Here is a 23987-nt window from a genome sequence, read left to right as displayed (position 1 = left end):
CGGCGCGGTCTGTGCTGCCCTCGGCGCGGCAGCAGGCGGGCCAGGGGCGGGTCGTTCGGCTGCCGGCTGACGAAGGGACAGGTCGTACGAGCTGCGCCGACTCGGGTCGGAGAGCACCGACCACGCTGCGTTGATGCGCTTTGTCATCGCTTCACCGCGCGGGCCGGCGATGTCGGGGTGATGAAGCCTGATCAGGCGCCGATACGCCACCTTGAGTTCCGCTGGGCTGGCGTGGGGAGCGAGAGAAAACAACTCGTAATAGTTTTCGGACCGAGCACTCATCGGCTGGAATCCACTGCGCCGGGAGGATGCTGTTTGTGCACGCGTCATCCTCTGATCGAGCGGTCGGGCGGGGCGTCGAGCCGCCCCAGTTTATCGACGCAGAGGCCAAAATAAGAGCCTGCGGACCGGAAATATGCATAGGCTCGATCACGACAGAGGAGGACCCATGCCGGTCATGAACGGCGACACCACCGACAACGGCGAGCGCTTCGAGCGGTACGCGGACGGCGCGATCAAGGCGCACGGACACCGTGTCGACGGCGAGCTCACCGGCTATTGGGAATGGTTTCGCCAGGACGGCTCGAAGATGCGCTCCGGCCACTTCGCGCGCGGCGTTCAGGTGGGCGAGTGGATAACCTACGACCGCAGCGGCCAGCCGCACAAGATCACCCAGATGAAGCCGCCCGCGACTCGCGACTGACCGTCCTCGTGCTGGCCCGCGCTCGTGCACTCGAGAGCCAGGCAAGGAAACGAGTGCCACGGGTCGGGACGTGGCCGGAGCGGGGCGTCGGGGAGCGACGGCGACGGATGACTCGCACTCACGCATCCGCCGGGGCGCGTAGCCTGAGAACTCGCTGACGGCAGCAGGTTTCTCGGAACATTGCGCACCACCCCCGCGTTGCATCGGGCGAGGTCGCGGTAGGCGACAGGAGCGTGCTCCGACACTGGGCACGGCAGGGAGAACAAACGATGACACACACAACGGAGAAGGCGATTCTGGCCGGGGGCTGTTTCTGGGGAGCGCAGCAGCTGCTTCGCCGGCGCCCGGGAATTGTTTCCACGCGCGTGGGGTATTCGGGCGGCGAGACCCCCAACGCCACCTATCGCCACCACGGCAACCATGCGGAGTCGGTGGAGATCGTCTTCGACCCCACGCTCATCTCCTATCGCGAGTTGCTGGAGTTCTTCTTCCAGATCCATGACCCCTCCACGCGGGACCGCCAGGGCAACGACCGGGGAGCCAGCTACCGTTCTGCGATCTTCTACACGAGTGACGAACAGAAGCGGGTCGCGGAAGACACCATCGCCGACGTCGACGCCTCGGGGATCTGGCCTGGCACGGTCGTGACCGAGGTGACCGCAGCAGGCCCGTTCTGGGAGGCCGAAGAGGAACATCAGGACTACCTCGAGAAGTACCCTTCCGGATACACCTGCCACTTTGTGCGTCCGGGCTGGACGCTGCCGAGCCGAGACGCGGAGCCTGCCCGCTAGACCTGTCCGTTCTCGCCCCGACGGAGCCGCGCATCGCAGGAAGGTGCGCGGCTCCTGATTCGCGGAGCGGCTGCTGAACAACCCAGGTCGGCCTGAGATTCAGGTACCTCGACGAGTGCGGGGATCCGGATACGATGTCCTCTCCTAGTCAACCGGGAGGGTGGGTGTCCATGGCGATGAGGCCGGCTCGTCTTGCGATGAGTGATCTCGCCGAGATGCGGGCGTCCGTGTTCTTCGACGGGCCTCGCGCGGGCGAACGCGTCACGCGGTTCTGGATTCTGCTCGTGCTGTCGTCGATCATTGCCGCGGCGGGTGTCGCAGCCGATTCGACCGCCACCGTGATCGGCGCGATGATTGTGGCGCCGCTGCTGTTGCCGATTCAGGCGACGATGCTCGCGACCGTTCTCGGCGACCGGGGCAACCTCACCCGATCGATCGCACTCGTACTCACGGGTGCGGCCGTGGCGATCGGGATCGCCGTCGTGCTCGGACTGATCGTTCCCGTCGATGTCGTGGCACAAAACAACTCGCAGGTCGCATCAAGGGTGAACCCGAGGTTGATCGACCTGCTTGCCGCATTGGCGACCGGTGCGGTCGGCTCTATCGCGCTCGTGCGCCGGGATATCTCCGACGCTCTGCCCGGCGTGGCCATCGCTATCTCGCTGGTCCCGCCCTTGTCGGTGGTCGGCCTGACTCTGGAGGCCGGCGCATTCGAGCAAGCCCTGGGCGCGTTGCTCCTGTTCGTGACGAATGTCGCCGCGATCCTCGGAACGGGAGTAGTGGTCATGGCGCTCTACGGCGTCAACGGCCTGTTGCCGAAGCCGGCGACCCCTCGCGAGCGCCGCGCGAGGCTGCGGAAAGGCATTCTGGTCACGGCCGCTATGGGCGTCGTCATCCTCGTGCCGCTGTCCGTTTCCAGCCTGACCGTGGCGGAGTCGACCGTGCGGGAGGCATCCGTGCAGGTCGTCTCTTCTGCATGGGCGACGGCTGTCGGCTGGAAATTCGTCAGCATCGCGACCGACCGAGGCCAGGTGAACGTGCGCGTGGCCGGGGCACTCCCTGTGCCGAACACTGACGACCTGCAGAGGCGGTTGCGCGAGGCGGGCATTGATCCCTCTCTCGTGCACGTTGATCTCGTGCCGGCGTACTCGGTCGACTTCTAGGGCCAGACCCCGCGGCATCCGAGCATCCGAGCGTACTCGCGGCTCGTGTCTGGCCACGCGCCCTCACACCCCTCGCCGCGACTCGCGCGTGACTAAAACCGGTCGAATCGCGACTCGCCGGGTCAAACTGACCGGCGAAACGCCGTGGCGTGAAAAACACCGGTTTTCTGAACCGACCGGCACACCGGCAACTGCGGCGGCGACTTAGGCTGAGTAGATGAGTCCCGATTCAGCCACCGATGCCGCCCGCACGGCACAGCGCAGCGTCCCCTTCCAGGCCCTAGCCCGGCTCGGCTTTGCCGTCAACGGTCTGCTGCACATCCTCATCGCCGCGATCGCTATTTCGGTCGCTGTCGGGGCCAGTGCGGGTGCAGCCGACCAGTCCGGTGCCCTCGGCCAACTCGCGGCCAACCCTGGTGGCGTATTCATCCTCTGGACGATCGTCGTGGGCTTGGCCGCTCTCGGTGTCTGGCTGACCCTGAGCGCCTTCTTGATGCAGGGGGCCGATCCGACGCGACGATGGGCGCGGCGCGGCGCGAATCTCAGCAAGGCCGCGGTGTATTTCGTTCTGGGCTATACGGCGGCCACGTTTGCCGTCGGTGGCGGGAAGAGCTCCTCCGGGAGCGCTGAGGACGCGAGTTCTGCGCTGCTCGCGGCCCCGGGCGGTGTGGTCGTGCTCGTCGCGGGTGGTCTCGTGGCGCTGGCCGTCGCGGGCTACTTCGTCTACAAGGGAGCCAAGAAGAAATTCACCGCCGACATCGCCGTGCCGAGCGGGCCGGCCGGCCGCGCCGTCATCGGGATCGGCATCGTCGGCTACATTTCGAAGGGGATCGCGCTGGGAGTCGTCGGTGTCCTCATTCTGATCGCGGCGTTCACGCACGATGCCAGCAAATCCACCGGCCTCGATGGGGCGCTGAAGAGCCTCGCGGCCCTTCCATACGGCGGCCTCATCCTCAGCTCGGTCGGAATCGGCCTGATCCTGTACGGTGTCTACTGCTTTGCCCGGGCCTGGCGCGCCCGCTTCTGAGCGTACAACGGGGAACGTTGCGGATCGGCGAGGTTCGTCGTAGCCCGTGTTCATGATCACGTTCCCACCTGTGCCTCGCGGCACTCGATTGCGAGCGGGGCACGTGTTCAGACGAGTGCCATCGAGCCCAACGAGGGCCACGAGCCAGCCGCGGGGCCGGGTTAGGTGACCAGCGAGACCACGCGTTCCCGGAGGGCGGTGCTGCGCAGGCTGAACTCCTTCTGCCGCCGCACGTATTCGGCCTTGCCCGCAGGGGTCTCCACCGGCACGGGCTCGTAGCCCCAGTCGCCCAGGTCATACGGCGAGGCCTGCATGTCGAGGCGGCGGATATCGCGGGCCAGCTCGAACGAGTCAAGCAAGACATCACCCGGTATCAGCGGACCGAGCTTGATCACCCACTTGTACACGTCCATGCCGGCGTGCAGGCAGCCGGGCTGTTCGAGGGCGGGCTGGTTCTCCCGAGTGGGCTGCAGCTCGTTCCGGGGCAGCGCCTCGGGCGTGAAGAAGCGGAACGCGTCGAAATGGCTGCACGTGATGCGGTTGGCCTCCACCACCTCGTCGGTCTCACCCTGTCCGAGCCGCAGCGGCGCGACGTGCCGGTGTTCCCCCTGGCGGTACACCATCGCCCACTCGTGCAGCCCGAAGCAGCCGAAATTCGCCGGTCGCAGCGCGGTCTTCGACAGCAGGGACACAATGAAACGGATGCTGCGCCCCTTCGCCTCCACGAACGCTGCCTCGTCCACGGCCACGTCCGACCCCTCGGTGCGGTACCACTTCCACGAGGCTCGGTCGAGCTCCGCCGCACCCTCGAGCGCCACGCCAGCTCCCGGATGCCAGCGTCTCAGTAGCCCCGGACGAAACGGGTAGTAGGTGAATAAGAAATCATCCACCGGATGCGACCGGCCGCTTTCTGCGCGCCGACGTCGGTCCAGGGTGTACGCGTCCGCCCGGTCTTGATGCGCCTCCTCACGGGCGGTCCACTCGGCCGCTGTGAGTGTCTGATCGGTGAATACCACCCGTCGAGAATACCCTCCGGGTCACCTCGACGCCTGATTCGGGGCAGGATGGAGTCATGGCGAATACCGAACAGCAGCCCTGGGTCACGAACTACCAGCCCGGGGTCCCGGCCGAGATCGAGCTTCCCACCGAGTCGCTGGTGGAGATGTTCGAACGCAGCGTCGCTGAAGCCGGCGACAACCCCGCCCTCGAATTCTTCGGGCGCCGCACCAGCTACGCCGAACTCGGTGAGCAGGTTGCCCGGGCTGCGGAAGGCCTGCGTCAGTTGGGCGTGCGCGCCGGCGACCGGGTGGCACTCATCCTGCCCAACTGCCCCCAGCACGTCGTGGCCTTTTACGCGGCGCTGCGCCTCGGGGCCGTCGTCGTTGAACACAATCCGCTGTACACCACCCGCGAGCTGCGCCACCAGTTCGAAGACCACCAAGCGCGGGTGATCATCGCCTGGGACAAGACCGCCGAAGCTATTCGCGAATTCCCCGCAGACATTGAAATCGACCACGTGGTGTCTGTCAACCTGCTGGAGGCGTTCCCCACCCTCAAGCGCCTCGCCCTGAACCTGCCGGTGAAGAGCCTGCGCGCGTCGCGGGCTGCGCTTACCGGCAAGGCCCCCGGAACGATCCCGTGGAAGCAGGTTCTCGCCCACGAGCCGATCGACACCGAGCACCCGAGGCCGAGCGTCAACGACCTCGCCGCCATCCAGTACACGTCCGGCACCACAGGTAGGCCCAAGGGCGCGATGCTCACCCACTTCAACCTGTACTCCAACGCGCTGCAGGGCGAAGCGTGGATGCATGGCGACGAGTATCGCAAGGAGATCTTCTACGCGATCCTGCCCATGTTCCACGCCTTCGGCATGACGCTCTACCTCACCTACGGCATCCGCAAGCAGGGCCTGCTCGTGCTTTTTCCGAAGTTCGAGCCCGGCCTGATTCTCGATGCCATGAAGAAGTCACCGGCCACGGTGTACTGCGCGGTCCCTCCGATCTATGAGCGCACCGCGATTGCCGCGAAAGAGAAGGGCGTGTCGCTGCGCTCGTGCAAATACTGCATCTCCGGGGCCATGAACCTGCCCGACCACGTCGTCGAGCTGTGGGAATCCGTCTCGGGCGGCCGCCTCGTGGAGGGCTACGGCATGACCGAGTCATCACCGGTGGCGCTGGGCAATCCGTTCCATGACACGCGTCGCACGGGCACGATCGGGGTGCCGTTCCCGTCAACACTGATGAAGGTCGTCGACCTTGACGACCCCACGGTCGAGGTTGCCCAGGGCGAGCCAGGGGAGTTGCTGCTCAAGGGGCCGCAGGTCTTCCAGGGGTACTGGAACAACCCCGACGAGACGGCGAAGACTCTGCTGCCGGGCGGCTGGTTGCGCACGGGTGATGTCGTGACCGTGGACAGCGACGGCTTCACCACAATCGTCGACCGTGCCAAGGAACTCATCATCACCGGCGGTTTCAACGTGTCACCCACCGAGGTGGAGACGGCCCTGCGCCTGCATCCCTCTGTTGTCGATGCCGCCGTCTTCGGCAAACCGCTCGAACGCGGCGGCGAGATGGTGGTCGCGGCGATCGAGCTCGCACCCGGCGCGAAACTCAACGAGAAAGAACTCCGCGACCACTGCCGCGATCACCTCGCGGCCTACAAGATTCCGCGCCGCATCGTGCAGATCGAGAACACGCCGCGGTCCCTGCTCGGCAAGATCCTGCGCAAACAGGTACGCGAGCAGGTGCTGCCCACCCTCTAGTTCCGCGCGGCGAGCACGTTCTCCATCGCGTCAAAAAAGGCGTTGTACCCGATAGCGGTTTGGGCGTACTGCTCCTCGCTCAGGTTTCCACCGGTCTGCGTCAGCGTCATGTCTGCTCCGCCGTCGACCGCGGTGATGTCGACGGCCACGGGTTCGCGCGCGGGGTTGGCGGGGTCGTCGGTCATCGTGAACGCCAGGCGAACCGGTGGGTCGACCTCGGTGTAGTCTCCCGTCCACTGGATGGTGCTGCCGTTGGGCAAGTGCATCACCGCGTTCCATGAGCCGCCGACGCGCACGTCCATAGACAGGGTGTCGAGCGGCACCCGAACGGCCTCGGTGCCGAACCACACCGAGAACTGCTCCGGGTCGGTCCAGAGGGCATAGGCGCGCTCGGGTGAGGTCGCGAAGCGGCGGGTAATTGCGATTCCAGCGGGCATGGATCTTCTCCTCGGGTCGTCACGATCGGTGCGGGTCGACCATATCGCGGAGACCGACCAGAACCCGTTCCGTGCTTTGCTTAGACGGAGCAGCGGATGCCCGCGGCGCGACGGGAGACACCATGACAGAGCAGGCCGCACAACCCTCGGGAGTACCGAGCACGGAGGTTATCGAGGGTGTCTTCGCTCTCGCGCGCGAAGGTCGCACCGGTCCGTTGGGCGAGATGCTCAATGCCGGCGTTCCCCTCACCCTGATCAACGGTCGGGGAGATTCGTTGCTGATCGTAGCCACGTATGCCGAGCACCTTGAGACCGTCACCGAACTGCTGAAACGGGGTGCCGACACATCCGTTGTCAATGCGATGGGACAGACCGCGGTGGCGTGCGCCGTGTTCCGCAACAACGACGAGCTGCTGAGGGCGCTGCTCGACGCCGGTGCCGACCCTCTGCTCGGCTCCCACCCGGCCGTTGCCATCGCAGACCAGTTCGGCTTTCCCCGCATGCGCGAGGTCATTGAGTCGTATGACCGCCCGTAGAAAGTTTCCACAACGGTAACCTGCGCATGACATCGCTGAAAATCAACGATGACCTGATCGCGGGTTACGAGCTCAGCGGGGTGGACTCCTCCGTGATTCTCGTCATCGCCGGTCGCGGCCCCCAGGAGCACGCCCTGCGTGAGATCGCCGAACGCTCGCTTGTGGCGCATCGCATCCGCTTTCTCAACGACGTCGGCGACGCCGAAAAGCCGTCCCTGATGGCCGGCTGTGCGGCGTTCGCGCTGCCGGGCAGGCCCCCGGCCCGAGTTTGTGGAGACCTTCGGTAGTGCCCTGGCGGAGAAGATGTTTGCGGGCGGCGGGCCGGTGATCACCACTCTCACCGGTGGCATTGGCGAGACTGTGGTCAGTTTCGCACTGATCGTTCCCGTTGAGGACCCGGTCGCGATCGCGTCCGCCATCGACCATGCCGTGCTCGCCACAACGGATGAGGATCGCTACGCCTGGGCTCTTCGGGCCCGCGAGTACGCGAGGCAGTTCGATCGCCGACCCGTGTTCGACCGAATGTTCGAGCTCATTACCGAGGGAGCCGGCGCCGCCCGGGGTTAGTGGGCTCGGTCCGTGCGCGTCGCGTCGTCGGACGGTGCAGGGTCTTCGGCGGGGCGGGCTCGGTAGGCCGCGGGGGAGCGCCGCGTGCTGACCAGCGGCCCGCCCCCGGTCGCTGCCGTCTCGGCTCTGGTCTGGGCCACAGAACCGCCCGCGAACACGCCGGCGGCAGCGAGAAGGCCGAGCGCGAGCACGCTGCCGCCGATGATGAGGGGGAGTGAACCCGACACGATCGGCAGGCATGCGGAGAGCACGGCGGCGACGGCGCAGGCAACACCGAGCGATGCCGAGCGACGGGAAGGGCGTGGATTCGTCACGTGGACACCGTAAAAGAGTCGCACCCGGCCCGTCTCGACGGGGGCGTCGGCCTGGGCTACTTGCTCCCGGCCACGAACGCCCGGGAGAACGACCACTGCGGGTTACTCACCCCGGAGCACATGTAGGCGGGGATGCCGCCGGTGCAGGGCTGATCGCGGGTCATCTCCCACCAGCTCAGCACGGCGAGTGAGTTGGCCTTGGCGAACTGCGCCACCGTGGTGGCATCGGTGACGGTGAAGGTCTCGCCCTGCAGGTCATTCTGGCCGATCATCGGGGTGACACCCACCATGGACAGCCGCTGGGCGGAGGTGAGACCCGAGTAAGCCGGGATCGCTCCGAGCTGGGTGGCGGTCGCCTTCGCGGCGGAGATCGCGGCGGTACCCATGGCGGTCGTGCCGTCGCCGTAGTCCATAGCCATCACATTCACGGCCGAGAGCGTCACGCCGGCGGCCGCGAATTCACCGACCGTGCGGGTGCCGCTGGCGATGAGGCCGTACGGCATCACCGGCAAGGTCAGTGAGACCTGCAACGGGTGCCCCGCCGCGGCGCGCTGCGCCTGCAGGGTGGCGACGACGGCGGCTCGGCGTTTGTTGGACGTGGAGTCAGACACGTCCGTGCCCTCCAGGTCGAAGTCAATCCGGCTCAGGTTGTAGCGGGTGACGACCTTCGTGTACGCGGCGAGCAGTGTGGTCGAGTTCGTGCAGACGCGAGCGAGTTCATCGTTGATCGCGCCGCCGAAGGACGCGATAACTTGCCCTCCACCGGCCTGGAAAGCCGAGATGGTGGCGAGGGAGTCCCCGGATGTGCCGACGGTGTACGCGGTGTATCCAGCCCAGGTGGGGCTGCAGGCACTGGCCCGGTCGGCCACGATGAAAGCGGCGGTGACGGCCTTCACGCCGGTCGCGGTCGCGAATTTCGTGAGGTCAGCCGTCGGCCACAACCCCATGTCCACATAGGGGGCGACCACGAGCGAGCCGGTCGGCGCAGGCGCAGGCGCAGGAGTCGGAGTGGGCTTGGGAGTCGCCGTGGGCGTGGGAGTGGCCGTTGGAGTCGGCGTGGGAGTGACTGTCGGAGTCGGCGTCGGAGTGACCGTCGGAGTCGGTTTCGGCGCTGCGCCGTTGACGGTGCACGGAATCGCGGCAGCGCTCACCGGGAGCCCGATCACGGTGCAGGCCGTGGGAAACAGCGCAGTGGTGCCGACCCGGTACGACGTGAGACCGAACGACGTAGCCGTGGCGGGGGCGAGCGTGGTTGCCCAGGAGGGGGCCTTGACGGCGAAGCCGCCGTTCGCGGCCAGGAGCGTGCCGTTCCACAGCGTGTTGACCTTGTGCGCGTAGGTGAACGAGATCTGCCAGGGGTTCAGAGTTGTCGTGGAGGAATTGCGCACCCCGACCTCGGACTGGAATCCGGTGGTCCACACGTTGGTGTTCGTCCACGTCACCGCGACGCTGGGTGAGGTCACGGCGGCTGCCGGCAACACGCTCACAGCGCCGAGACTGAGGGCGAGTGCAACGGCTGAACTGAGAACGATCCCCAGGGCTCGCACGCGACGGCTCGATGAAGTTTTCACACGGTGTCCTCTGAAGAGTAGCGGGGGCCGCGGCTAGGTCGCCAATCATGACGACCGCCGCCCGTATTGACCCCCTTCATGAGGGTCGAAACCGGGATTGATTCCGATCGTACTCGGTAAACCCATCGACTGTGAGCGAACTCCCATCTTTGAGTGCATGCGCCTGTTCAGTGCCGGGGCAGTGTGAACGTGGCGAGCACGGACCGCCCGCTTGAGGAGGCTCGCGGGGCCATGTCGACGAGGGCGATCTGCTGCAGAGTCAGGGCCGTACCTTCGTCGATTCGTCCGTGACTCTTGATCGTGATGTGGGGTCGAAACTCGTTTCCGGTGAAGGCCGGTTCATCGGGCGCGGCACCGAAAGGGCGCACGGCGTCGATGAGGTCCTCATGCAGTCGGGACAGCTCGTCCGTCGGCACCACGACGGTCACCGGCACGTCGGTGCGACGTCCGAACATCTCCTGCTGACCCGCTACTGCGGTGAGGGTGCGGTGAGAGGATGCGGCCTCGGCGATCGCCGAGGCGATCACGCCTGGTTCGGCATCCGTCAGAAACGGCGGCAGCACGGTCACGTGCAAAGGCCAGTCCTGAACGAGAAAGCTGTCGCCCTCGTGGAGCGGTGTGAGCGGGAGGACGACGACAAGGCGGGGCATGCGCCGATCCTACGGGCACACCGAACCCAGAACCCCGCGAGTGACCGCTCTGGTCGTGCGCCTGGCGCGATTTAGAGAAGATAGGAGTCGGCGGACTCGCGTTTAGGCGGCAGCGTGAGCAGCGTCGTGACGCTCACCACGATCAGCAGTATCGACGCGACGAGCACGAACACGGCGAGGGCGAGCGTGGGGAGAACGAACATCACAAAGCCCGCCACAATTGAGACGGCTCCACTGAGGAAGGCGAACCAGCGTGGCGTCACAACCTTGCGCACTCCCGCCACGATGTCGATGACGCCCTCGGCGATCCAGCCGATGCCGATCACGAAGGCGAGAACGGTGAGGGAGGCTACCGGATCTGTGATGCAGAAGACACCGGCTGCCACCACGATGGCCCCGAGAATGCCCGAGAGCCAGCGCATGCCGGCGGTGAGCTCATCCTGCATGAAGGCGGCGGCGATGCGGAAGATCCCGGAAGCGATCAGGTAGATTCCGAAGACGATCGCAACGGTGAAGAGGGTCGCCTGGGGCCATGCGAGACCGATGGCGCCGAGCACGATTCCGATGATTGACATCGTGATGAGCGCACCACGATGAACGCGGCGAACCCCAACGTAGACGCTAGATACGTTCGACATGGCGACAGTATGGCACCGAGTTCACGGGCCGTCACGGTGTGCCGCCGAGTAATCCGGGCGTATTCTCGAGTCATGAAACGTGCTCTCGCACGGGGTCTCGTGGCTCTGCAGTTCGTGCTGCTGGGGGCGCTCGCCTTTCTGCCGCACGGCCAGGTGTGGCTGGTGGGTGGGGGCATGGTCGCCGTTGCCAGTCTGCTGAGCCTGCTGGGAGCGACCGTGGCCGTGCTTGGCGTGCTCGGCCTCGGCCCGGCCCTCACCGCGAGCCCGATTCCCAAGGAGAACGCGCCGCTCGTCACGGGGGGCGTGTACGGCCTCGTGCGCAGCCCGATCTACACCGGCCTGATGGCCGGAGGCCTCGGGCTCATGCTGTTCGGCGCATCCGTTTGGCATGTCGTGGCCTGGGTTGCGCTCGTCATTCTGCTCGCGGCCAAGACGCGTTGGGAGGAACGGATGCTGGCGGCCGAGCATCCGGACTACGGCGCGTACGGTGCCCGGGTCGGCCGCTTTCTGCCCGGCATCGGATGCTTTCGGTAACGGCGGGCGAAGACTCGGAGACGCTCTCGTACGCCACATCGATCGCTCTTCGGGCAATCGGGTAACGATTCGCGCCGCAAGCGGTTGCACTTGATATGACGATTCCGCTGTCCATACTTGACCTCGCCCCGATCGCACCGGGACAGACCATCCGGGAAAGCTTTGCGGCGAGTGTCGCGCTCGCCCAGACGGCCGAGAAGAACGGCTACACCCGGGTCTGGTACGCCGAGCATCACAACATGCCGACGATCGCGTCGTCGGCCACGGCGATTCTCGTCGGTCATGTCGCGGCTCAGACCGAGAGCATCCGCCTCGGTTCCGGCGGCGTGATGCTTCCCAACCACTCGCCGCTGGTGATTGCCGAGCAGTTCGGCACGCTCGCCGAGATGTACCCTGGCCGCATCGACCTCGGCCTCGGACGTGCGCCCGGCAGCGACCAGACCACGGCGCGTGCCATGCGGCGTGACCCGCGGGCCAGCGACCAATTTCCCCAGGACGTGATGGAGCTGCAGGCCTACCTGCGCGGCGAATCGATCGTCGCGGGCGTGCAGGCCGTGCCCGGTGCGGGCACCAATGTGCCTCTGTACATTCTCGGTTCGTCGCTGTTCGGCGCCCAGCTCGCCGCGGCTCTCGGGCTGCCGTACGCATTCGCGTCACACTTCGCGCCCGATTCCCTCTTTGAGGCCGTCGCCACGTACCGTCGCGACTTCACGCCCTCGGAGCAGCTGGAGAAGCCGCACGTGCTCGTGGCCGCCAATGTGGTCGCCGCAGACGATGCGGCGGATGCGACGCAGCAGTTCGAGACGATGCGCCGCAGCCGTGTGCGCAGCATGATCTCCCGCGGGCCGGCCACACCGGACTACACCGACGACCAGATCGATAACTTCATCGCCACCACCGCCCAGGGGCAACAGCTCGCCAACATGATGCGGTACTCAGCCGTCGGTACGGGCGCCGACGTTCGCGCCTTCCTTGAGGACCTTGCCGCCACGACCAAGGCCGACGAGCTCATTCTCGGGCATGCGTCCCGCGACATCGCGGACCGTCTGCGCTCTGTCGAGCTCACCGCCGGCGCCATGAACGGGGCGCTGGTCTAAAATCACGGGTATGACCCCGGATGCCCTCGTCGACCTGTGCCTGAGTCTGCCGCAGGCGGTGGAGACGTTTCCCTTCGGCGAAGAAACCAGCGTCTTCAAGACAAGCGGCAACGGCAAGATCTTTGCGCTCAGCGCCCTGGCCGGCGAGCCGTTCTCCGTCTCCCTGAAGTGTGACCCAGAGGAAAGCCGGGCGCTTCGCGAAGAATTCCCGCAGATCACGCCCGGCTACCACCTCAACAAGACGCACTGGATCACGATCGTGCTCGATGGCAGCCCGGCCCGGGTTCCTGATGAGCTTGTTGAACAGCTGGTGCGCGACAGCCACGCCCTGGTTCGACCGAAGGTTCCGCGCGCGAAGGCCTAGTCAGGGCCTCAGATGTCGGCGGCCGTTTCGAACTTCGTGAGCACGGGAACACCCGCGAGGATGGTGCCGAGGGGGGACTTGCCCGGTCCGGCTCGCCACTCGCGGTAGGCCGCGTCGTGCGCGAGGGTGGCCCACTTCTCCAGAAGGACGAAGTGTGTCGGGTCGGCGGTGTCGATGAGAACGTCGACGCCCAGGCATCCGTCGAAGGTGCGGGTGTCGGCGAGCGTGTCACGCAGCACGGCCGGGGCCTCGCCGAGCAGCTCGCTCTTCACGTGGATGTCTAGGAATGCGGTGATGGTCACGGGGTCTCCAAACAGGGTGGGTTAAACATGGTCGCTCGGGTCGGTGATCGGGTCGTCTGACGAGTGATCGGCGAGTTGCTCGCCGCCCACGGGCATGCCGGCCCACGATACGAGGGTCCATCCCTCGCTGGGGGATCCGGTCAGTTCCACGACGCCGGTGTTGTCGAGGTCGTTGTTGACCGCGAACATCGGCGGCATATTGATGGCTCGTGCCGCGCTCCAGACGCGGATCGCGGCTCCGTGGCTGAACACCACGGCGGTCTCCACATCGGTCGTGGCTGTCTCGATATCCGCGTCGAAGCGTTCGAAGAAGGCGTGGCCGTCGAAGGCTCCGGGCATCGTGGCACTCAGGTCCCCGGCGCCCCACGCAAAGATCGTCTCGAGATACCGGCGAACGGATGCGCGATCGCTCAGCCCCTCCAGCGATCCCGCTTCGATCTCGTGCAGGCCGGTTGCCACCTGGATCTCGAGGTTGCGGTCGGTCGCAAGCGGGCCGGCCGTGAGCTGGGTGCGCACGAGCGTCGAGGCGACAATCGCCTCGATCGGCTCCGCACGCAGGGCATCGGGGATGACCGACGCCTGTCGGGCTCCGAGATCGGTCAGGCCGGGACCGGGATGGGCGGTGTCGAGCTGGCCGAGAACGTTGGCGGGAGTCTGGCCGTGGCGGATCAGGAAGAGTCGCATGTTCACTCCAGCATAGGCACCGCCATTCGGTGGAGGTACCATCACGCGCATGAAGGCAGCCGTCTATACGCGATATGGGCCACCCAACGTGCTTCGCGTCGTGGAAGCGCCGAAACCTGTGCACAGGGACGACGAACTCCTCGTGCAGGTCTACGCCGCAACGGTGAACCGAACGGACTGCGGGTTTCTGCGGGGCGAGCCGCGATTCGTGCGGCTGTTCAGCGGGCTGTTCACACCGAACAAGCGAATCCTCGGCAACGAATTCGCGGGTCGGGTCGAGGCGGTCGGAACGCACGTTCACTCTTTTGCGGTCGGTGACCGCATCTTCGGCTACAGCGGCGTGAACTTCGGAGCCCAGGCTGAGTACCTCACCGTGAAAGAGAGCGGTCTGGTGGCCCTGATACCGCAGGGACTGACCTTCGAGCAGGCGGCGCCGAGCACCGAAGGTGCCCACTACGCCCTCAACCACATTCGTGCGGCGGGCATCGAAGCGGGGCACGACGTGCTCGTGAACGGGGCGACGGGAGCGATCGGATCTGCCGCGGTGCAGTTGTTGCGGCACGCGGGCGCCCGAGTCACCGCCGTGTGCGCCACCGCCAACGTGGAACTGGTGAGGTCGCTCGGTGCCGACCGCGTGATCGACTATACGAAGGAAGACTTCACGAGAACCAGCGACCTGTTCGACGTCGTGTTTGACGAGGTCGGTAAGAGCTCCTTCGGCCGGTGCAAGCCGATCTTGAAGCCACAAGGCATCTATCTGTCGTCCGAACTCGGGCCGCGCGCGGAGAACCCGGTACTCGCCCTGACAACGCGGTTCTCCCGGAGCACCCGGGTGATGTTTCCGATTCCGCGCGACAGGAGGGAAGACGTGATTTTTCTGAAACACCTGATGTTCGAGGGCAAATTCACGCCCATCATCGACAGGACATACCCTCTCACAGAGATCGTCGAGGCATACGACTATGTCGAGACAGGAATGAAAGTGGGAAACGTGGTCATTCGGGTGGCGCAGGAGCGCTGAGTAGGTTCGCAGCCGACCCTGCGATCATGAGCACACACCCGCAGTTCAACGAGAGAGAAGACCGATGACGATCATCAAGATCAACGCAATCACCGTGGCCGACGACAGCGGCGACGCCCTCGCGCACCGTTTCGCCGCGCGAGCGGGTGCGGTCGATGGAAGCGCCGGTTTCGAGGGCTTCGAGCTGCTCAAGCCCACGGATGACCGCAGCACCTGGCTGGTCATCACGCGTTGGGCAGATGAAGAGTCCTTCCAGGCCTGGGTGTCGTCGCCCGCCTTCGGACACGGTCACCGCAGTGAGGCGCCCGCTGACGGGGAACCTGCCGCGAAGCCCGTAGGAATGAGCAGCGAGTTGTGGTCCTACGACGTCGCCGGCGGCTCGAACGTCTGACGCCCGCCGACAGGGCGACATCGCCCCGCGACTGGGGGAGTGGGCGGGGGTGGTGCGCTCAGTCAGGCGGGGTCCCTCGGAGAGGGGCTGGAGGCCTGCGTGGCGCACCGGTCGCGCACGGTCTCCCTGGCGATGCGGTTCGCACCTCTAGCGCTTATTCTTGATGAAGATGATTACACGAAGAGAAGTCGCACTGCGCCTGGACATTCCGATTGAGATGGCGGCACGCCACGGTATTCCGTCGCGCATGGGCGAGGCACAGTTGGTCAAGCTGGAAGAAGATCCGCCGGCCTGGCTTCTGCAGTCACGGGCAAATCGCACCGGAAAGAAGCCCGTCTGGGTGCAGCTCACCTGTGACGTCTGCGGCTACACCGAGGCCGTGCGTCCCAAGAAGTGGTGGCCCACCTTCACGTACATCAGCTGCTCGAACCACGGATTCGACGAAGTGCCCGAGCCGGCCGCCGGCCTCGGACGAACCGAGTGCGACGGGATCGGCAGCCAGTTCATCGGAATCACCGACGAGGCACCGAGCGGCGCCTGACGGGCGAGGAGGCCGACATTGCGGGCAACCGCTCCGGAGAGGAAATTCTCAGCCATCTGGCGTAGAGTCACCGCCATGAATGCTCGCGAAATAGGTCGTTAATCGTGCCCCGTACTGCAGTCAAATGGCTTCCTGCCCTCGTCGTTCCCGCGGTTATCGTGGCGGGAGTCATCGCCGTGCCGATGCAGGCCGGAGCCGCCGTGGATCTTCCCGACAAGACCCCGGAACAAATCCTTCTCATGGTGCACGACAGCACCGTCACCTCATTCTCCGGCTCTCTGGAGCAGTCGTCCGACATCGGCCTTCCTCAGATTGACCTCAGCCCCGCCATGTCCGATTCCCTGCCCGGCGCCGCCGGCGCGGGCGCCGTCACCTCCGCGATGGAGCTTCTGACCGGGTCTCATAAGGCCCGCGTGTACGTGGACGGCGCTGACAAGACCCGGGTGCAGATTCTGGACAAGATGGCCGAGCGCGACGTTATCGTGAACGGAACGGATGGGTGGACCTACGATTCGCAGACCAACGAGGTCTCCCATGTGGCCATTCCGGCCGAGCTGAAATCCACTCTGGATGCCCAAGCCGCAGAGCGGGCGGCACGCGCCCCGGCCGGGCTTGCGACACCAGCTCAGCTTGCGGAGCACTTTCTGACCGACATCGACCCGAGCACCACCGTATCGGTGGGCAACGATGGGAGCGTCGCGGGACGGAACGTGTACGAGCTCGTTCTGACCCCCAAGACGACCGAGACCCTCGTGGAGTCGGTCACCATCGCCGTTGATTCCGAAACGGGACTTCCCCTCGGCGTGACGGTGGCGGCCGTTGGACAAGAGACGCCCGCATTCCACGTCGCTTTCACGAGTGTCGATTTCTCCACGCCCTCCGCGGATCGTTTCTCCTTTAGCCCCCCGGCCGGCTCCACGGTCACCGAAGTGCCTGTGCCCACGGCTTCTGAGCTCACGAAGATGACGTCAGAAGCGGCTGCGGGTGAGCCCAGAAGCGACTCGACCGGCGACATGCCCACGGTGACAGGATCCGGGTGGTCGGCCGTGGCGCACATCGCGGCGTCCGCGGTTCCCTCTGAACTGTCCGCCAACCCGCTCCTCGCCCAGCTGACCACGGAGGTCGCCGGAGGTCGCGCGCTCTCCACGTCGCTCCTGAACGTGTTCTTCGCCACCGACGGTCGCGTTTTCGTCGGCTCCGTTCCGCTCGACCTTCTGCAAGCCGCCGCCGCGGTTCAGTGACGATCGTCGACGCGAAACCTGCCGTGTCCTCCTCGGCTACCCCGGGTGTCGATCTCGCGATCGAGACCCGGGGGCTGACGAAACGTTTCGGGCGTCAAACGGCCGTCAATGGCATCGACCTGGCTGTGCCGCGCGGAGCGGTTTTCGGTTTTCTTGGGCCGAATGGCTCCGGTAAGACCACCAGCATCCGGATGCTCCTCGGACTGACCACGGCGACCACCGGGCAGATCAGCGTTCTGGGCGAAAACATGCCCGCCCGGATACACAACGTGCTTCCCCGAGTCGGCGCACTCGTCGAGGGACCGGCGTTCTATCCGTTTCTTTCCGGCGCCGCGAACCTTCGGCGGCTCGATACGGCCGACCGGTACGCGCCGTCGGATACCCGTACGGCACGAGTGGAACGAGCGCTGGAGAGAGTGGGACTCACCCACGCCGCCAACAAGAAGGTGCATGCGTACTCGCTCGGCATGAAACAAAGGCTCGGCATCGCCAACGCGCTCCTCGTCCGACGCGACCTGCTCGTGCTCGACGAACCGACCAACGGGCTCGATCCGCAGGGAACCCGCGAGGTGCGCGGGCTCATCCGCTCGCTGGCCTCCGAGGGGACAACCGTCTTCGTCTCTAGTCACCTGCTGGCCGAGGTCGAGCAGATGTGCACCCACGCGGCGGTCATGAGCGCGGGCACTCTCGTGGCACAGGGAACCCTCGCCGATCTCGGGCGGGGGAGCGAACCGCGCCTGTGCCTGCGCACGCCGGACATGGACAGAGCCATGACGACCCTGACTCAGGTGGGGCTCGCCCCCGTTCTCACGGATGTACCGGGTGAAGACCCGCGCATCACCGCGCCGTTCCCCGGCGCTCAGCGCAACCCCGATGCCGTCGTGGCGGCCCTCATCTCCGCGGGAGTGCGCATCCGTGGATTCGCCGTTGAAGAGCCCAGCCTCGAAGAACGCTTCGTCGCGTTGACCGGAGAAGGTTTTGATGTCGTCCAGTGATACCCCGGTGGGCAGGGATTCCTCCGTACGTGGTGATTCGCCGGTGCGCGATGAATCGCCGATGAGCAGTGAGTCTGTGAAACGCGATGACGTGCTGATTCGATCCGAGCGACGATCTGCGGGGTGGGCGCTGCTCGCCTCGGAGCTTGCGGTACTGTTTCGCCGCCGGCGCACGTGGGCGATGCTTGTGGCCGTCGCGCTCATTCCGATTCTGCTGGCGATCGCCGTCAAACTCTCGTCGGACACGTTGGCGCCCGGTGAGGGCCCGCCCTTTCTCGACCGCGTCACGCAGAACGGTCTCTTTGTCGGTTTTACTGCCATGGTGGTGGCGATCCCGTTGTTCCTGCCCCTGACCGTGGGGGTGGTGGCCGGCGACACCATTGCCGGTGAGGCCGGACTCGGGACGCTTCGCTACCTCCTGGTCGCGCCTGCCGGTCGAGTGCGTCTGCTCCTCGTCAAGTACGCCGGTGCTGCCGCGTTCTGCCTCGCCGCCACTCTGACCCTGACCGTGGCCGGTGCGCTCATCGGCGTCGCGCTGTTTCCCGTTGGTCCGGTCACGCTGCTCTCCGGAGATACGATCACCGTCACGGAGTCGGTGCTGCGATCGCTCCTGATTGCCGGCTACGTGACCGTGTCCCTGCTGGGGCTCTCAGCGATCGGGCTGTTCATCTCAACGCTCACCGATGTGCCCGTGGGAGCGATGGCCGCCACCATTGTGGTCTCGGTCGTCGCGCAGATACTCGATGTGCTGCCGCAGCTGTCCTGGCTGCATCCGTGGCTGTTCAGCCACTATTGGCTGGGCTTTGCCGATCTGCTGCGCCAACCCCTTGACCTGTCGTCGTTCGCATCGAACGCACTCGTTCAGGGTGGCTATATTCTCGTCTTCGGTGCCTTGGCGTACAGCCGGTTCAGCACGAAAGACATCCTGTCCTGAGAGACGGGGACGGTCCCGGCGTGCCTCACCCCAGCAGCCGCGGCCGTCTCCACTTTGCCTCGTGAACATGCTCGTCGAGGAAGGCAAAGACCGTCTCATACCAGACCACGGCGTGTTGCGGTTTGAGCACCCAGTGATTCTCATCGGGAAAATAGAGAAACTTGTGGTGCGTGCTCCCGTCGGGCCGAGCGTGGTGCTCGGCCAGTTCGGACCAGAGGCGCAGACTTTCGCCGATCGGCACGCGGTAGTCATGGTCACCGTGGATCACGAGCATGGGAGTGACGATCTCCCGAACGCTGTGGTGCGGCGAACTGTCGAGCATGCCCTGCGGCGAGAAAATGCTCTGCCAATACTGCGAATTGTCCGTCGTCCCGTTGAACTGGTCGAGGGCCCAGAGGCTGGCATGGCTGATGATCGCCCGGAACCGATCCGTATGGCCGGCCACCCAGTTGGCCATGTATCCGCCGAAGGAACCGCCCATCGCGGCGGTCTTGGTCGCGTCGATGTCGGCGCGCCCCTCGGCGGCATCCGTTATGGCCATGAGGTCGGTGTACGGCTTCGCGCCCCAGGAATCCCAGCCCCGCGCGATGAAATCAAGGCCGTAGCCGGTCGAGAGCGCCGGATCGGGCAGCAGCACTGCGTAACCGCGTGCCACGGCGAGTACGGGGCTCCAGCGCCAGCTCCACGCGTTCCAACTATTCAGCGGGCCGCCGTGGATCCAGAGCAGCAGGGGAGCGGGTTGTGCTGCAGAGGCGCCCTCCGGCAGCAGTAGCCAGGCGCGCACCCGGGAACCGTCCTCGGCGAGCGTCTCGACCTCGGTCATCGTGCCCGGAATGTCCGGGAGGCTCGCCGGGGTGGGCAATGAGGTGACCGAACCGGAGCGGGAGATGCGAACCGGGTGCGCCGGCGTGATCCACGAGGAGCGCAACGCCACCAGGTCGCCCGTCGCCACGTCCACTCCCACGTTCGAGTAGCTGAAATCGTCGGTCGTGATCTGCTCGACAGCGGAACCATCCACGGGCACGCGGAAGACCGGACCTCGACCATTGTCGTCTGCCGTCACAATGAGCGCGGCGTCATCGGCGTCGAAGGTCATGCTCGTTGGCCAGCGGTCCCAGGCCGCCGCGAGCCGGCGTGCGTTCGCCCCATCGATGTCCGCGATCCAGATCTCCTGGTCCGTAGGTGCTGCGGGCGTGGAGAAGGCGCTGCGCACGAACGCAACGTGGCGGCCGTCGCGGCTGACCACCGGCGACTCGACGTCGACCCGATCCTCCGCGAGCAGCACGGTGTGTGCCCCGGTCGCCACGTCGATGGCCACCAGAACATAACGGCCCGATCGTTGTTCCTGTACTCGCAGGGAAGCAACCAGAGTGCGGCCATCGGGAGTGAGCGCCTGCCCGCCGGTTTCGGCTGTGCGTCCCGGCTGAGGGGTCAGATCATGTGGTCGTGGGAGATCGATCGGATAGGGCGCGGGCACCGCAGCCGTCGTGTCGCCGTCCTCGCGAGAGCTCGAGGCTACCGTCTCCTGCAGCGACGTGAGGTCGAGGGCGAAGAGGTGTGGTTCGGCCGGTCCGAGGTCCTGATCCCAATAGCGCACGGGGTACGTCTCGTGCAAAATAGCGGCGACTTTCTTGTCCTTGCGTTCTTTGCGACGCACGGCGTCCCCGTCGAGGTCCGGTGCACTGACGAGAATATCCGCCGTGATCACGACGGTGTCACAGGCGGTGGCTGTTGCCGCCACAGTGGACACGCCGCCCGCGAGGCGTGTCACGGCGCGCGCTTCCCCGCCGCCGGACGGCAGCAGCCACAGCTGTGCCGCCTCGTCGGCTTTGTCGACCGATGGGTCGGGACGCGCGGAAACGAAAAGCACGTCTCCCGAGCCGGTGAACGCCACACCGGACTCGCCCTTGGCGGAACGAGTGAGCCTCACGGGCCTGCCCGAACCGTCGGTGGCCACCGACCAGAGCGCACGTTCATAGCTCGTGCCATCCTGAGCGAGCGTCGCGATCGTGAGTATGGCCTGCCTCCCATTCGGCGACAGCGCGAGGCCTTCGACACGCGGCAGCGCGATGTAGGCGTCAAGACGAGAGAAAGGTGAGACCAGAGACTCAAGTGTCATGCATTCAAAGGTAACCCGTTCGGCGCCGTGTCAGCCAACCGGGGTGTGCCCATACCGTGCACATGGCCAACCCTTCCTCCGCACCGAGGGGGCGCGCTGAGACCCGGGCGGGCCGGTCCGCACGGCTCGCCACCACACATGACCGGGAAACCGCCGTGTGGCTCGCCTCCTGATCTCGAGTGGATCGCTCAGGCCAAGAGTGTGGACACGAGGGCGCGACGCATCAGTGGCTTCGCTCGTCAGAACAACCTCAGCCCGTTGCCGAATATCACCACGCCGATCACGATGAGGATCAGGTTGGTCACCGTGCGGCTGTTCCGATTGATCCAGTCTTCACTGGCGTGCAGCCATTTGCCGGACTTCTCGGGGGAAGCCATTGTCAGCACGATGGGAGCCGACACGGTCACTGAGGCCAGAACGGCGAAGACCCCCAGCACGATCAACGTCGATTCCGGGGGGAGGGACACGACCCGAAGGGACAGCCCGGCGGCAGCGCTGAGCAGCAGGGCCTTCGGGCGAACGTTGAGCCCCATCGCGAGGCCGAATGACGACCATGGGCCGAAGGACCCGACCCGGCGCAACCAGTGTGGAATCCCGTCCCCCGGATGCACGCGCCCCCGTCGCCAGCTGATCAGGCGAGGGCCACGAGAAGAAGACCAATCACGATCTGTACGATGCCCAACAGCGCGGAGTTGTTCGGCTCACGGGGGTTCGGGGCGGCAAAAACATGCGCCCCCAGAGTGAAGACTCCGGCCATGAGGCCAATCCCCACCACCCAGCCCACGAGAAACGGCAGCGAGGAACGATTCCGATTGGGAGACATCAGAATCAGGACAGTCGCCATGATGGGCACGGTGCTCAGGGCGATCGCGAGTGCGATCGGGAGTAGCTGTCCCAGGGCCTGCAGCATGGATTGAACCTAGTGCACATGGAGCCAACAGAATAGGGCCTCCGCGAATCAGGTGACCGCACGTCCTCGAGAGGGGGATACGTCGTTAACGAGAGAAGGCCGGATCCTAAGATCCGGCCTTCTGAACTGTCTCAACCAGTCCTCGTTGATTACTTCTCGAGTAATCTCCGTGTCCGAGATGGGAATTGAACCCACACGCCCTTAACGGGCACTGGCACCTCAAGCCAGCGCGTCTACCAATTCCGCCACCCGGACTGGGTGAAACGGCCGCCGTGTAAAACCGGCTGCCGAGGTAATAATCTAGCACGGTTTCTGAGTACGTTTGACCCACGGCGCCACTCGGGTGATGCAGGTAGCGTGAACATCATGGTTTCCCTCACTTCCAGCCCCCCGGCAGACGCCGAACTCGATCTCACGGCGATACTGGCCCGCGACCTGATTCGTCTCGACACCACGAACTACGGCGAGGGGCGATCCAACGGCGAAACGGATGCGGCCGAGTACGTCGCCGCCCACCTTCGCGGCCTCGGGCTGGCCCCTGAGCTCTTCGATTCTGAGCCGGGCCGCACGAGTGTGGTCGCGCGGGTGAAAGGGCGCGACAGCAGCCGCAGCGCCCTCGTGGTGCACGGTCACCTCGACGTGGTGCCGGCCGATCCCGCCAACTGGAGTGTGGATCCCTTCGGCGGCGTCATCAAGGACGGTCTGCTCTGGGGCCGTGGCGCCGTGGACATGAAGAACATGGACGCGATGATCCTGGCGTCTCTCACCGACATCATCGGCTCCGGCGGTATGCCGGAACGTGATCTCGTGATCGCCTTCTTCGCTGACGAAGAGGCCGGAGGCGTCCTCGGCTCCGGTTATCTCGCGCGTGAGCGTCCTGAGTTGTTCGCGGGCGCCACGGAAGCGATCAGCGAGGTCGGTGGCTACTCGATCACCCTGGCCGGTCGACGCGCCTATTTGCTGCAGACCGGAGAGAAGGCGCTTATCTGGGTGAAACTGGTCGCCAGGGGGAGCGCCGGCCACGGATCCCGAGTACACCACGACAATGCCATCACACGCCTGGCCGAGGCTGTTGCGAAGGTCGGTCGCCGTGAGTGGCCGATTCGTTTGACGGACACGACCTCGCAGCTACTCGCCGAACTGGCCAGAATTCTTGATGTCGACCCGCAGCGCGTCGGTCCGGACGAACTCGCGCTGGCCACCGGCACCGCCGCGGGGTTCATCCAGGCCAGCCTGCGCACCACAACCAACCCCACCGGCCTGACCGCGGGGTACAAGCACAACGTGATCCCTGACACGGCCGAGGCGCTCATCGACATCCGCTCGCTTCCGGGCGAGGAAGACAACGTCCTCGCTGAACTCGCCGACCTCGTCGGGCCAGACATCGAGATCGTCATCATGCACCGGGACGTCGGACTTGAGACCGAATTCGGTGGCCCGCTTGTCGACGCCGTCGTGGAGACCCTCGGCCGGCACGATCCGGGAGCCCCCGTGCTGCCCTACCTGCTCTCGGCCGGCACCGACAACAAGGCCCTCAGGACCCTCGGCATCAAGGGCTACGGCTTCGCACCGCTCCGCCTCCCCGCCGACTTGGATTTTCCGGCCATGTTCCACGGCGTGGATGAAAGAGTGCCCCTGGACGCATTAGTGTTTGGCAGGCAGGTTTTGACGGACTTGCTCTCGAAGTACTAATCGG

The 23987-nt window shown here is 65.7% G+C and carries 30 protein-coding genes and 1 tRNA gene; 18 read left to right on the top strand and 13 right to left on the bottom strand.

Going from position 1 to position 23987, the window contains the following annotated elements; translation table 11 throughout:
• Positions 1–282 (bottom strand): J domain-containing protein (locus JF66_RS22140; RefSeq protein WP_197059325.1); only part of this gene is annotated, 282 nt, incomplete at its 3' end.
• A gap of 166 nt (positions 283–448) precedes the next feature.
• On the opposite strand from JF66_RS22140, the gene JF66_RS05135 reads away from it, so the two are divergent.
• The 4 genes from JF66_RS05135 to JF66_RS05120 all read left to right on the top strand — a co-directional run bounded on the left by JF66_RS05135 (position 449) and on the right by JF66_RS05120 (position 3684).
• On the top strand, positions 449–703 hold the full coding sequence (locus JF66_RS05135; protein WP_197059324.1) for a toxin-antitoxin system YwqK family antitoxin: 255 nt from the start codon (positions 449–451) through the stop codon (positions 701–703).
• A 269-nt stretch (positions 704–972) separates the two neighbouring features.
• Positions 973–1494, top strand: coding sequence for a peptide-methionine (S)-S-oxide reductase MsrA (gene msrA, locus JF66_RS05130; protein WP_035875961.1), 522 nt, complete (start codon positions 973–975; stop codon positions 1492–1494).
• A 197-nt stretch (positions 1495–1691) separates the two neighbouring features.
• The gene (locus tag JF66_RS05125) at positions 1692–2657 is read left to right on the top strand and encodes a DUF389 domain-containing protein (protein ID WP_156109661.1); all 966 of its coding nucleotides are present in this window, start codon (positions 1692–1694) and stop codon (positions 2655–2657) included.
• A gap of 217 nt (positions 2658–2874) precedes the next feature.
• On the top strand, positions 2875–3684 hold the full coding sequence (locus JF66_RS05120) for a DUF1206 domain-containing protein (protein WP_035875958.1): 810 nt from the start codon (positions 2875–2877) through the stop codon (positions 3682–3684).
• Positions 3685–3845: 161 nt separating this feature from the next.
• Here JF66_RS05120 and JF66_RS05115 read toward each other — a convergent pair whose 3' ends face one another.
• Complete coding sequence (locus JF66_RS05115) at positions 3846–4700, bottom strand: hypothetical protein (RefSeq protein WP_035875955.1); 855 nt, start codon at positions 4698–4700, stop codon at positions 3846–3848.
• A 56-nt stretch (positions 4701–4756) separates the two neighbouring features.
• Here JF66_RS05115 and JF66_RS05110 point away from each other — a divergent pair, with 56 nt between their 5' ends.
• Positions 4757–6445, top strand: coding sequence for a long-chain-fatty-acid--CoA ligase (locus tag JF66_RS05110; protein ID WP_035875952.1), 1689 nt, complete (start codon positions 4757–4759; stop codon positions 6443–6445).
• Here the strand turns inward: JF66_RS05110 and JF66_RS05105 are convergent.
• Complete coding sequence (locus tag JF66_RS05105; protein WP_035875950.1) at positions 6442–6882, bottom strand: SRPBCC domain-containing protein; 441 nt, start codon at positions 6880–6882, stop codon at positions 6442–6444. The genes JF66_RS05110 and JF66_RS05105 overlap by 4 nt on opposite strands.
• A gap of 71 nt (positions 6883–6953) precedes the next feature.
• Here JF66_RS05105 and JF66_RS05100 point away from each other — a divergent pair, with 71 nt between their 5' ends.
• The 3 genes from JF66_RS05100 to JF66_RS21570 are packed head-to-tail and all read left to right on the top strand — an operon-like array spanning position 6954 to position 7985.
• A complete protein-coding gene (locus JF66_RS05100; protein ID WP_197059323.1) occupies positions 6954–7418 on the top strand; it encodes an ankyrin repeat domain-containing protein in 465 nt (154 codons plus the stop codon).
• Between the two features lie 26 nt (positions 7419–7444).
• Positions 7445–7705 (top strand): hypothetical protein, encoded by a 261-nt coding sequence (locus JF66_RS21575; protein ID WP_051973142.1) that lies wholly within the window; start codon positions 7445–7447, stop codon positions 7703–7705.
• Complete coding sequence (locus JF66_RS21570) at positions 7689–7985, top strand: glycosyltransferase (protein ID WP_156109660.1); 297 nt, start codon at positions 7689–7691, stop codon at positions 7983–7985. Before JF66_RS21575 ends, JF66_RS21570 begins: the two co-directional genes overlap by 17 nt.
• Here the strand turns inward: JF66_RS21570 and JF66_RS05090 are convergent.
• From JF66_RS05090 to JF66_RS05075, 4 genes are all read right to left on the bottom strand, one after another.
• Complete coding sequence (locus JF66_RS05090) at positions 7982–8299, bottom strand: hypothetical protein (protein WP_156109659.1); 318 nt, start codon at positions 8297–8299, stop codon at positions 7982–7984. The two genes, JF66_RS21570 and JF66_RS05090, sit on opposite strands and share 4 nt — an antisense overlap.
• 56 nt (positions 8300–8355) lie before the next feature.
• On the bottom strand, positions 8356–9870 hold the full coding sequence (locus JF66_RS05085) for a cellulose binding domain-containing protein (RefSeq protein ID WP_081882158.1): 1515 nt from the start codon (positions 9868–9870) through the stop codon (positions 8356–8358).
• Between the two features lie 167 nt (positions 9871–10037).
• A complete protein-coding gene (locus JF66_RS05080) occupies positions 10038–10520 on the bottom strand; it encodes a 2'-5' RNA ligase family protein (RefSeq protein ID WP_035875942.1) in 483 nt (160 codons plus the stop codon).
• A 71-nt stretch (positions 10521–10591) separates the two neighbouring features.
• Entirely contained in the window at positions 10592–11158 is a 567-nt protein-coding gene (locus JF66_RS05075; protein WP_035875940.1) for an HdeD family acid-resistance protein, read from the bottom strand.
• A 72-nt stretch (positions 11159–11230) separates the two neighbouring features.
• Here JF66_RS05075 and JF66_RS05070 point away from each other — a divergent pair, with 72 nt between their 5' ends.
• The 3 genes from JF66_RS05070 to JF66_RS05060 all read left to right on the top strand — a co-directional run bounded on the left by JF66_RS05070 (position 11231) and on the right by JF66_RS05060 (position 13153).
• The gene (locus tag JF66_RS05070) at positions 11231–11692 is read left to right on the top strand and encodes an isoprenylcysteine carboxylmethyltransferase family protein (RefSeq protein WP_051973137.1); all 462 of its coding nucleotides are present in this window, start codon (positions 11231–11233) and stop codon (positions 11690–11692) included.
• A 95-nt stretch (positions 11693–11787) separates the two neighbouring features.
• Positions 11788–12789, top strand: coding sequence for an LLM class flavin-dependent oxidoreductase (locus JF66_RS05065; RefSeq protein ID WP_035875937.1), 1002 nt, complete (start codon positions 11788–11790; stop codon positions 12787–12789).
• Between the two features lie 10 nt (positions 12790–12799).
• On the top strand, positions 12800–13153 hold the full coding sequence (locus JF66_RS05060; protein WP_035875933.1) for an MmcQ/YjbR family DNA-binding protein: 354 nt from the start codon (positions 12800–12802) through the stop codon (positions 13151–13153).
• Between the two features lie 8 nt (positions 13154–13161).
• Here JF66_RS05060 and JF66_RS05055 read toward each other — a convergent pair whose 3' ends face one another.
• The gene (locus tag JF66_RS05055; protein WP_035875931.1) at positions 13162–13455 is read right to left on the bottom strand and encodes a putative quinol monooxygenase; all 294 of its coding nucleotides are present in this window, start codon (positions 13453–13455) and stop codon (positions 13162–13164) included.
• Between the two features lie 21 nt (positions 13456–13476).
• Entirely contained in the window at positions 13477–14139 is a 663-nt protein-coding gene (locus tag JF66_RS05050; RefSeq protein WP_035875928.1) for a histidine phosphatase family protein, read from the bottom strand.
• Positions 14140–14188: 49 nt separating this feature from the next.
• Here JF66_RS05050 and JF66_RS05045 point away from each other — a divergent pair, with 49 nt between their 5' ends.
• The 6 genes from JF66_RS05045 (at position 14189) to JF66_RS05020 (ending at position 19262) form a co-directional block, all read left to right on the top strand.
• Positions 14189–15160, top strand: coding sequence for an NAD(P)-dependent alcohol dehydrogenase (locus tag JF66_RS05045; protein WP_035875925.1), 972 nt, complete (start codon positions 14189–14191; stop codon positions 15158–15160).
• 64 nt (positions 15161–15224) lie between these two features.
• Entirely contained in the window at positions 15225–15551 is a 327-nt protein-coding gene (locus tag JF66_RS05040; protein ID WP_035875922.1) for an antibiotic biosynthesis monooxygenase, read from the top strand.
• A gap of 169 nt (positions 15552–15720) precedes the next feature.
• On the top strand, positions 15721–16092 hold the full coding sequence (locus JF66_RS05035) for a hypothetical protein (protein WP_035875920.1): 372 nt from the start codon (positions 15721–15723) through the stop codon (positions 16090–16092).
• A 104-nt stretch (positions 16093–16196) separates the two neighbouring features.
• Entirely contained in the window at positions 16197–17333 is a 1137-nt protein-coding gene (locus tag JF66_RS05030) for a DUF2092 domain-containing protein (RefSeq protein ID WP_035875917.1), read from the top strand.
• Positions 17330–18328 (top strand): ATP-binding cassette domain-containing protein, encoded by a 999-nt coding sequence (locus JF66_RS05025; RefSeq protein WP_156109658.1) that lies wholly within the window; start codon positions 17330–17332, stop codon positions 18326–18328. Before JF66_RS05030 ends, JF66_RS05025 begins: the two co-directional genes overlap by 4 nt.
• Before the next feature lie 61 nt (positions 18329–18389).
• Positions 18390–19262 carry an ABC transporter permease gene (locus JF66_RS05020; RefSeq protein ID WP_051973135.1) on the top strand — a complete coding sequence of 291 codons (873 nt, stop codon included), beginning with the start codon at positions 18390–18392 and terminating at the stop codon, positions 19260–19262.
• A 25-nt stretch (positions 19263–19287) separates the two neighbouring features.
• Here JF66_RS05020 and JF66_RS05015 read toward each other — a convergent pair whose 3' ends face one another.
• From JF66_RS05015 to JF66_RS05000, 4 genes are all read right to left on the bottom strand, one after another.
• Positions 19288–21381, bottom strand: a complete 2094-nt coding sequence (locus JF66_RS05015; RefSeq protein WP_035875914.1) for a S9 family peptidase — start codon at positions 21379–21381, stop codon at positions 19288–19290.
• A 239-nt stretch (positions 21382–21620) separates the two neighbouring features.
• Entirely contained in the window at positions 21621–21992 is a 372-nt protein-coding gene (locus tag JF66_RS24960) for a GAP family protein (protein WP_197059322.1), read from the bottom strand.
• 20 nt (positions 21993–22012) lie between these two features.
• The gene (locus tag JF66_RS24955) at positions 22013–22291 is read right to left on the bottom strand and encodes a GAP family protein (RefSeq protein ID WP_035875908.1); all 279 of its coding nucleotides are present in this window, start codon (positions 22289–22291) and stop codon (positions 22013–22015) included.
• A gap of 170 nt (positions 22292–22461) precedes the next feature.
• Positions 22462–22546: transfer RNA gene (locus tag JF66_RS05000), tRNA-Leu, on the bottom strand.
• A 111-nt stretch (positions 22547–22657) separates the two neighbouring features.
• Between JF66_RS05000 and JF66_RS04995 the strand changes: the two genes are divergently transcribed.
• Positions 22658–23983 (top strand): M20/M25/M40 family metallo-hydrolase, encoded by a 1326-nt coding sequence (locus JF66_RS04995; protein ID WP_035875905.1) that lies wholly within the window; start codon positions 22658–22660, stop codon positions 23981–23983.
• Positions 23984–23987: the final 4 nt, after the last annotated feature.

This window comes from Cryobacterium sp. MLB-32 (assembly GCF_000738085.1).
Classification (GTDB): domain Bacteria; phylum Actinomycetota; class Actinomycetes; order Actinomycetales; family Microbacteriaceae; genus Cryobacterium.
The sequence above is the reverse complement of the archived record's forward strand: the minus strand, read 5'-3'. Positions and strand labels throughout refer to the sequence as shown.

Bases quoted from the DNA above. Each gene is read 5' to 3' on its own strand.
- JF66_RS05020 (WP_051973135.1), top strand. From the start codon at position 18,390: ATGAGCAGTGAGTCTGTGAAACGCGATGACGTGCTGATTCGATCCGAG.
- JF66_RS05125 (WP_156109661.1), top strand. From the start codon at position 1,692: ATGAGTGATCTCGCCGAGATGCGGGCGTCCGTGTTCTTCGACGGGCCT.
- JF66_RS05040 (WP_035875922.1), top strand. From the start codon at position 15,225: ATGACGATCATCAAGATCAACGCAATCACCGTGGCCGACGACAGCGGC.
- JF66_RS04995 (WP_035875905.1), top strand. From the start codon at position 22,658: ATGGTTTCCCTCACTTCCAGCCCCCCGGCAGACGCCGAACTCGATCTC.
- JF66_RS05135 (WP_197059324.1), top strand. From the start codon at position 449: ATGCCGGTCATGAACGGCGACACCACCGACAACGGCGAGCGCTTCGAG.
- JF66_RS05080 (WP_035875942.1), bottom strand. From the start codon at position 10,520: ATGCCCCGCCTTGTCGTCGTCCTCCCGCTCACACCGCTCCACGAGGGC.
- JF66_RS05035 (WP_035875920.1), top strand. From the start codon at position 15,721: ATGATTACACGAAGAGAAGTCGCACTGCGCCTGGACATTCCGATTGAG.
- JF66_RS05105 (WP_035875950.1), bottom strand. From the start codon at position 6,882: ATGCCCGCTGGAATCGCAATTACCCGCCGCTTCGCGACCTCACCCGAG.
- JF66_RS05110 (WP_035875952.1), top strand. From the start codon at position 4,757: ATGGCGAATACCGAACAGCAGCCCTGGGTCACGAACTACCAGCCCGGG.
- JF66_RS05015 (WP_035875914.1), bottom strand. From the start codon at position 21,381: ATGACACTTGAGTCTCTGGTCTCACCTTTCTCTCGTCTTGACGCCTAC.
- JF66_RS05060 (WP_035875933.1), top strand. From the start codon at position 12,800: ATGACCCCGGATGCCCTCGTCGACCTGTGCCTGAGTCTGCCGCAGGCG.
- JF66_RS05075 (WP_035875940.1), bottom strand. From the start codon at position 11,158: ATGTCGAACGTATCTAGCGTCTACGTTGGGGTTCGCCGCGTTCATCGT.
- msrA (WP_035875961.1), top strand. From the start codon at position 973: ATGACACACACAACGGAGAAGGCGATTCTGGCCGGGGGCTGTTTCTGG.
- JF66_RS05045 (WP_035875925.1), top strand. From the start codon at position 14,189: ATGAAGGCAGCCGTCTATACGCGATATGGGCCACCCAACGTGCTTCGC.
- JF66_RS05065 (WP_035875937.1), top strand. From the start codon at position 11,788: ATGACGATTCCGCTGTCCATACTTGACCTCGCCCCGATCGCACCGGGA.
- JF66_RS24955 (WP_035875908.1), bottom strand. From the start codon at position 22,291: ATGCTGCAGGCCCTGGGACAGCTACTCCCGATCGCACTCGCGATCGCC.
- JF66_RS05070 (WP_051973137.1), top strand. From the start codon at position 11,231: ATGAAACGTGCTCTCGCACGGGGTCTCGTGGCTCTGCAGTTCGTGCTG.
- JF66_RS21575 (WP_051973142.1), top strand. From the start codon at position 7,445: ATGACATCGCTGAAAATCAACGATGACCTGATCGCGGGTTACGAGCTC.
- JF66_RS05120 (WP_035875958.1), top strand. From the start codon at position 2,875: ATGAGTCCCGATTCAGCCACCGATGCCGCCCGCACGGCACAGCGCAGC.
- JF66_RS05050 (WP_035875928.1), bottom strand. From the start codon at position 14,139: ATGCGACTCTTCCTGATCCGCCACGGCCAGACTCCCGCCAACGTTCTC.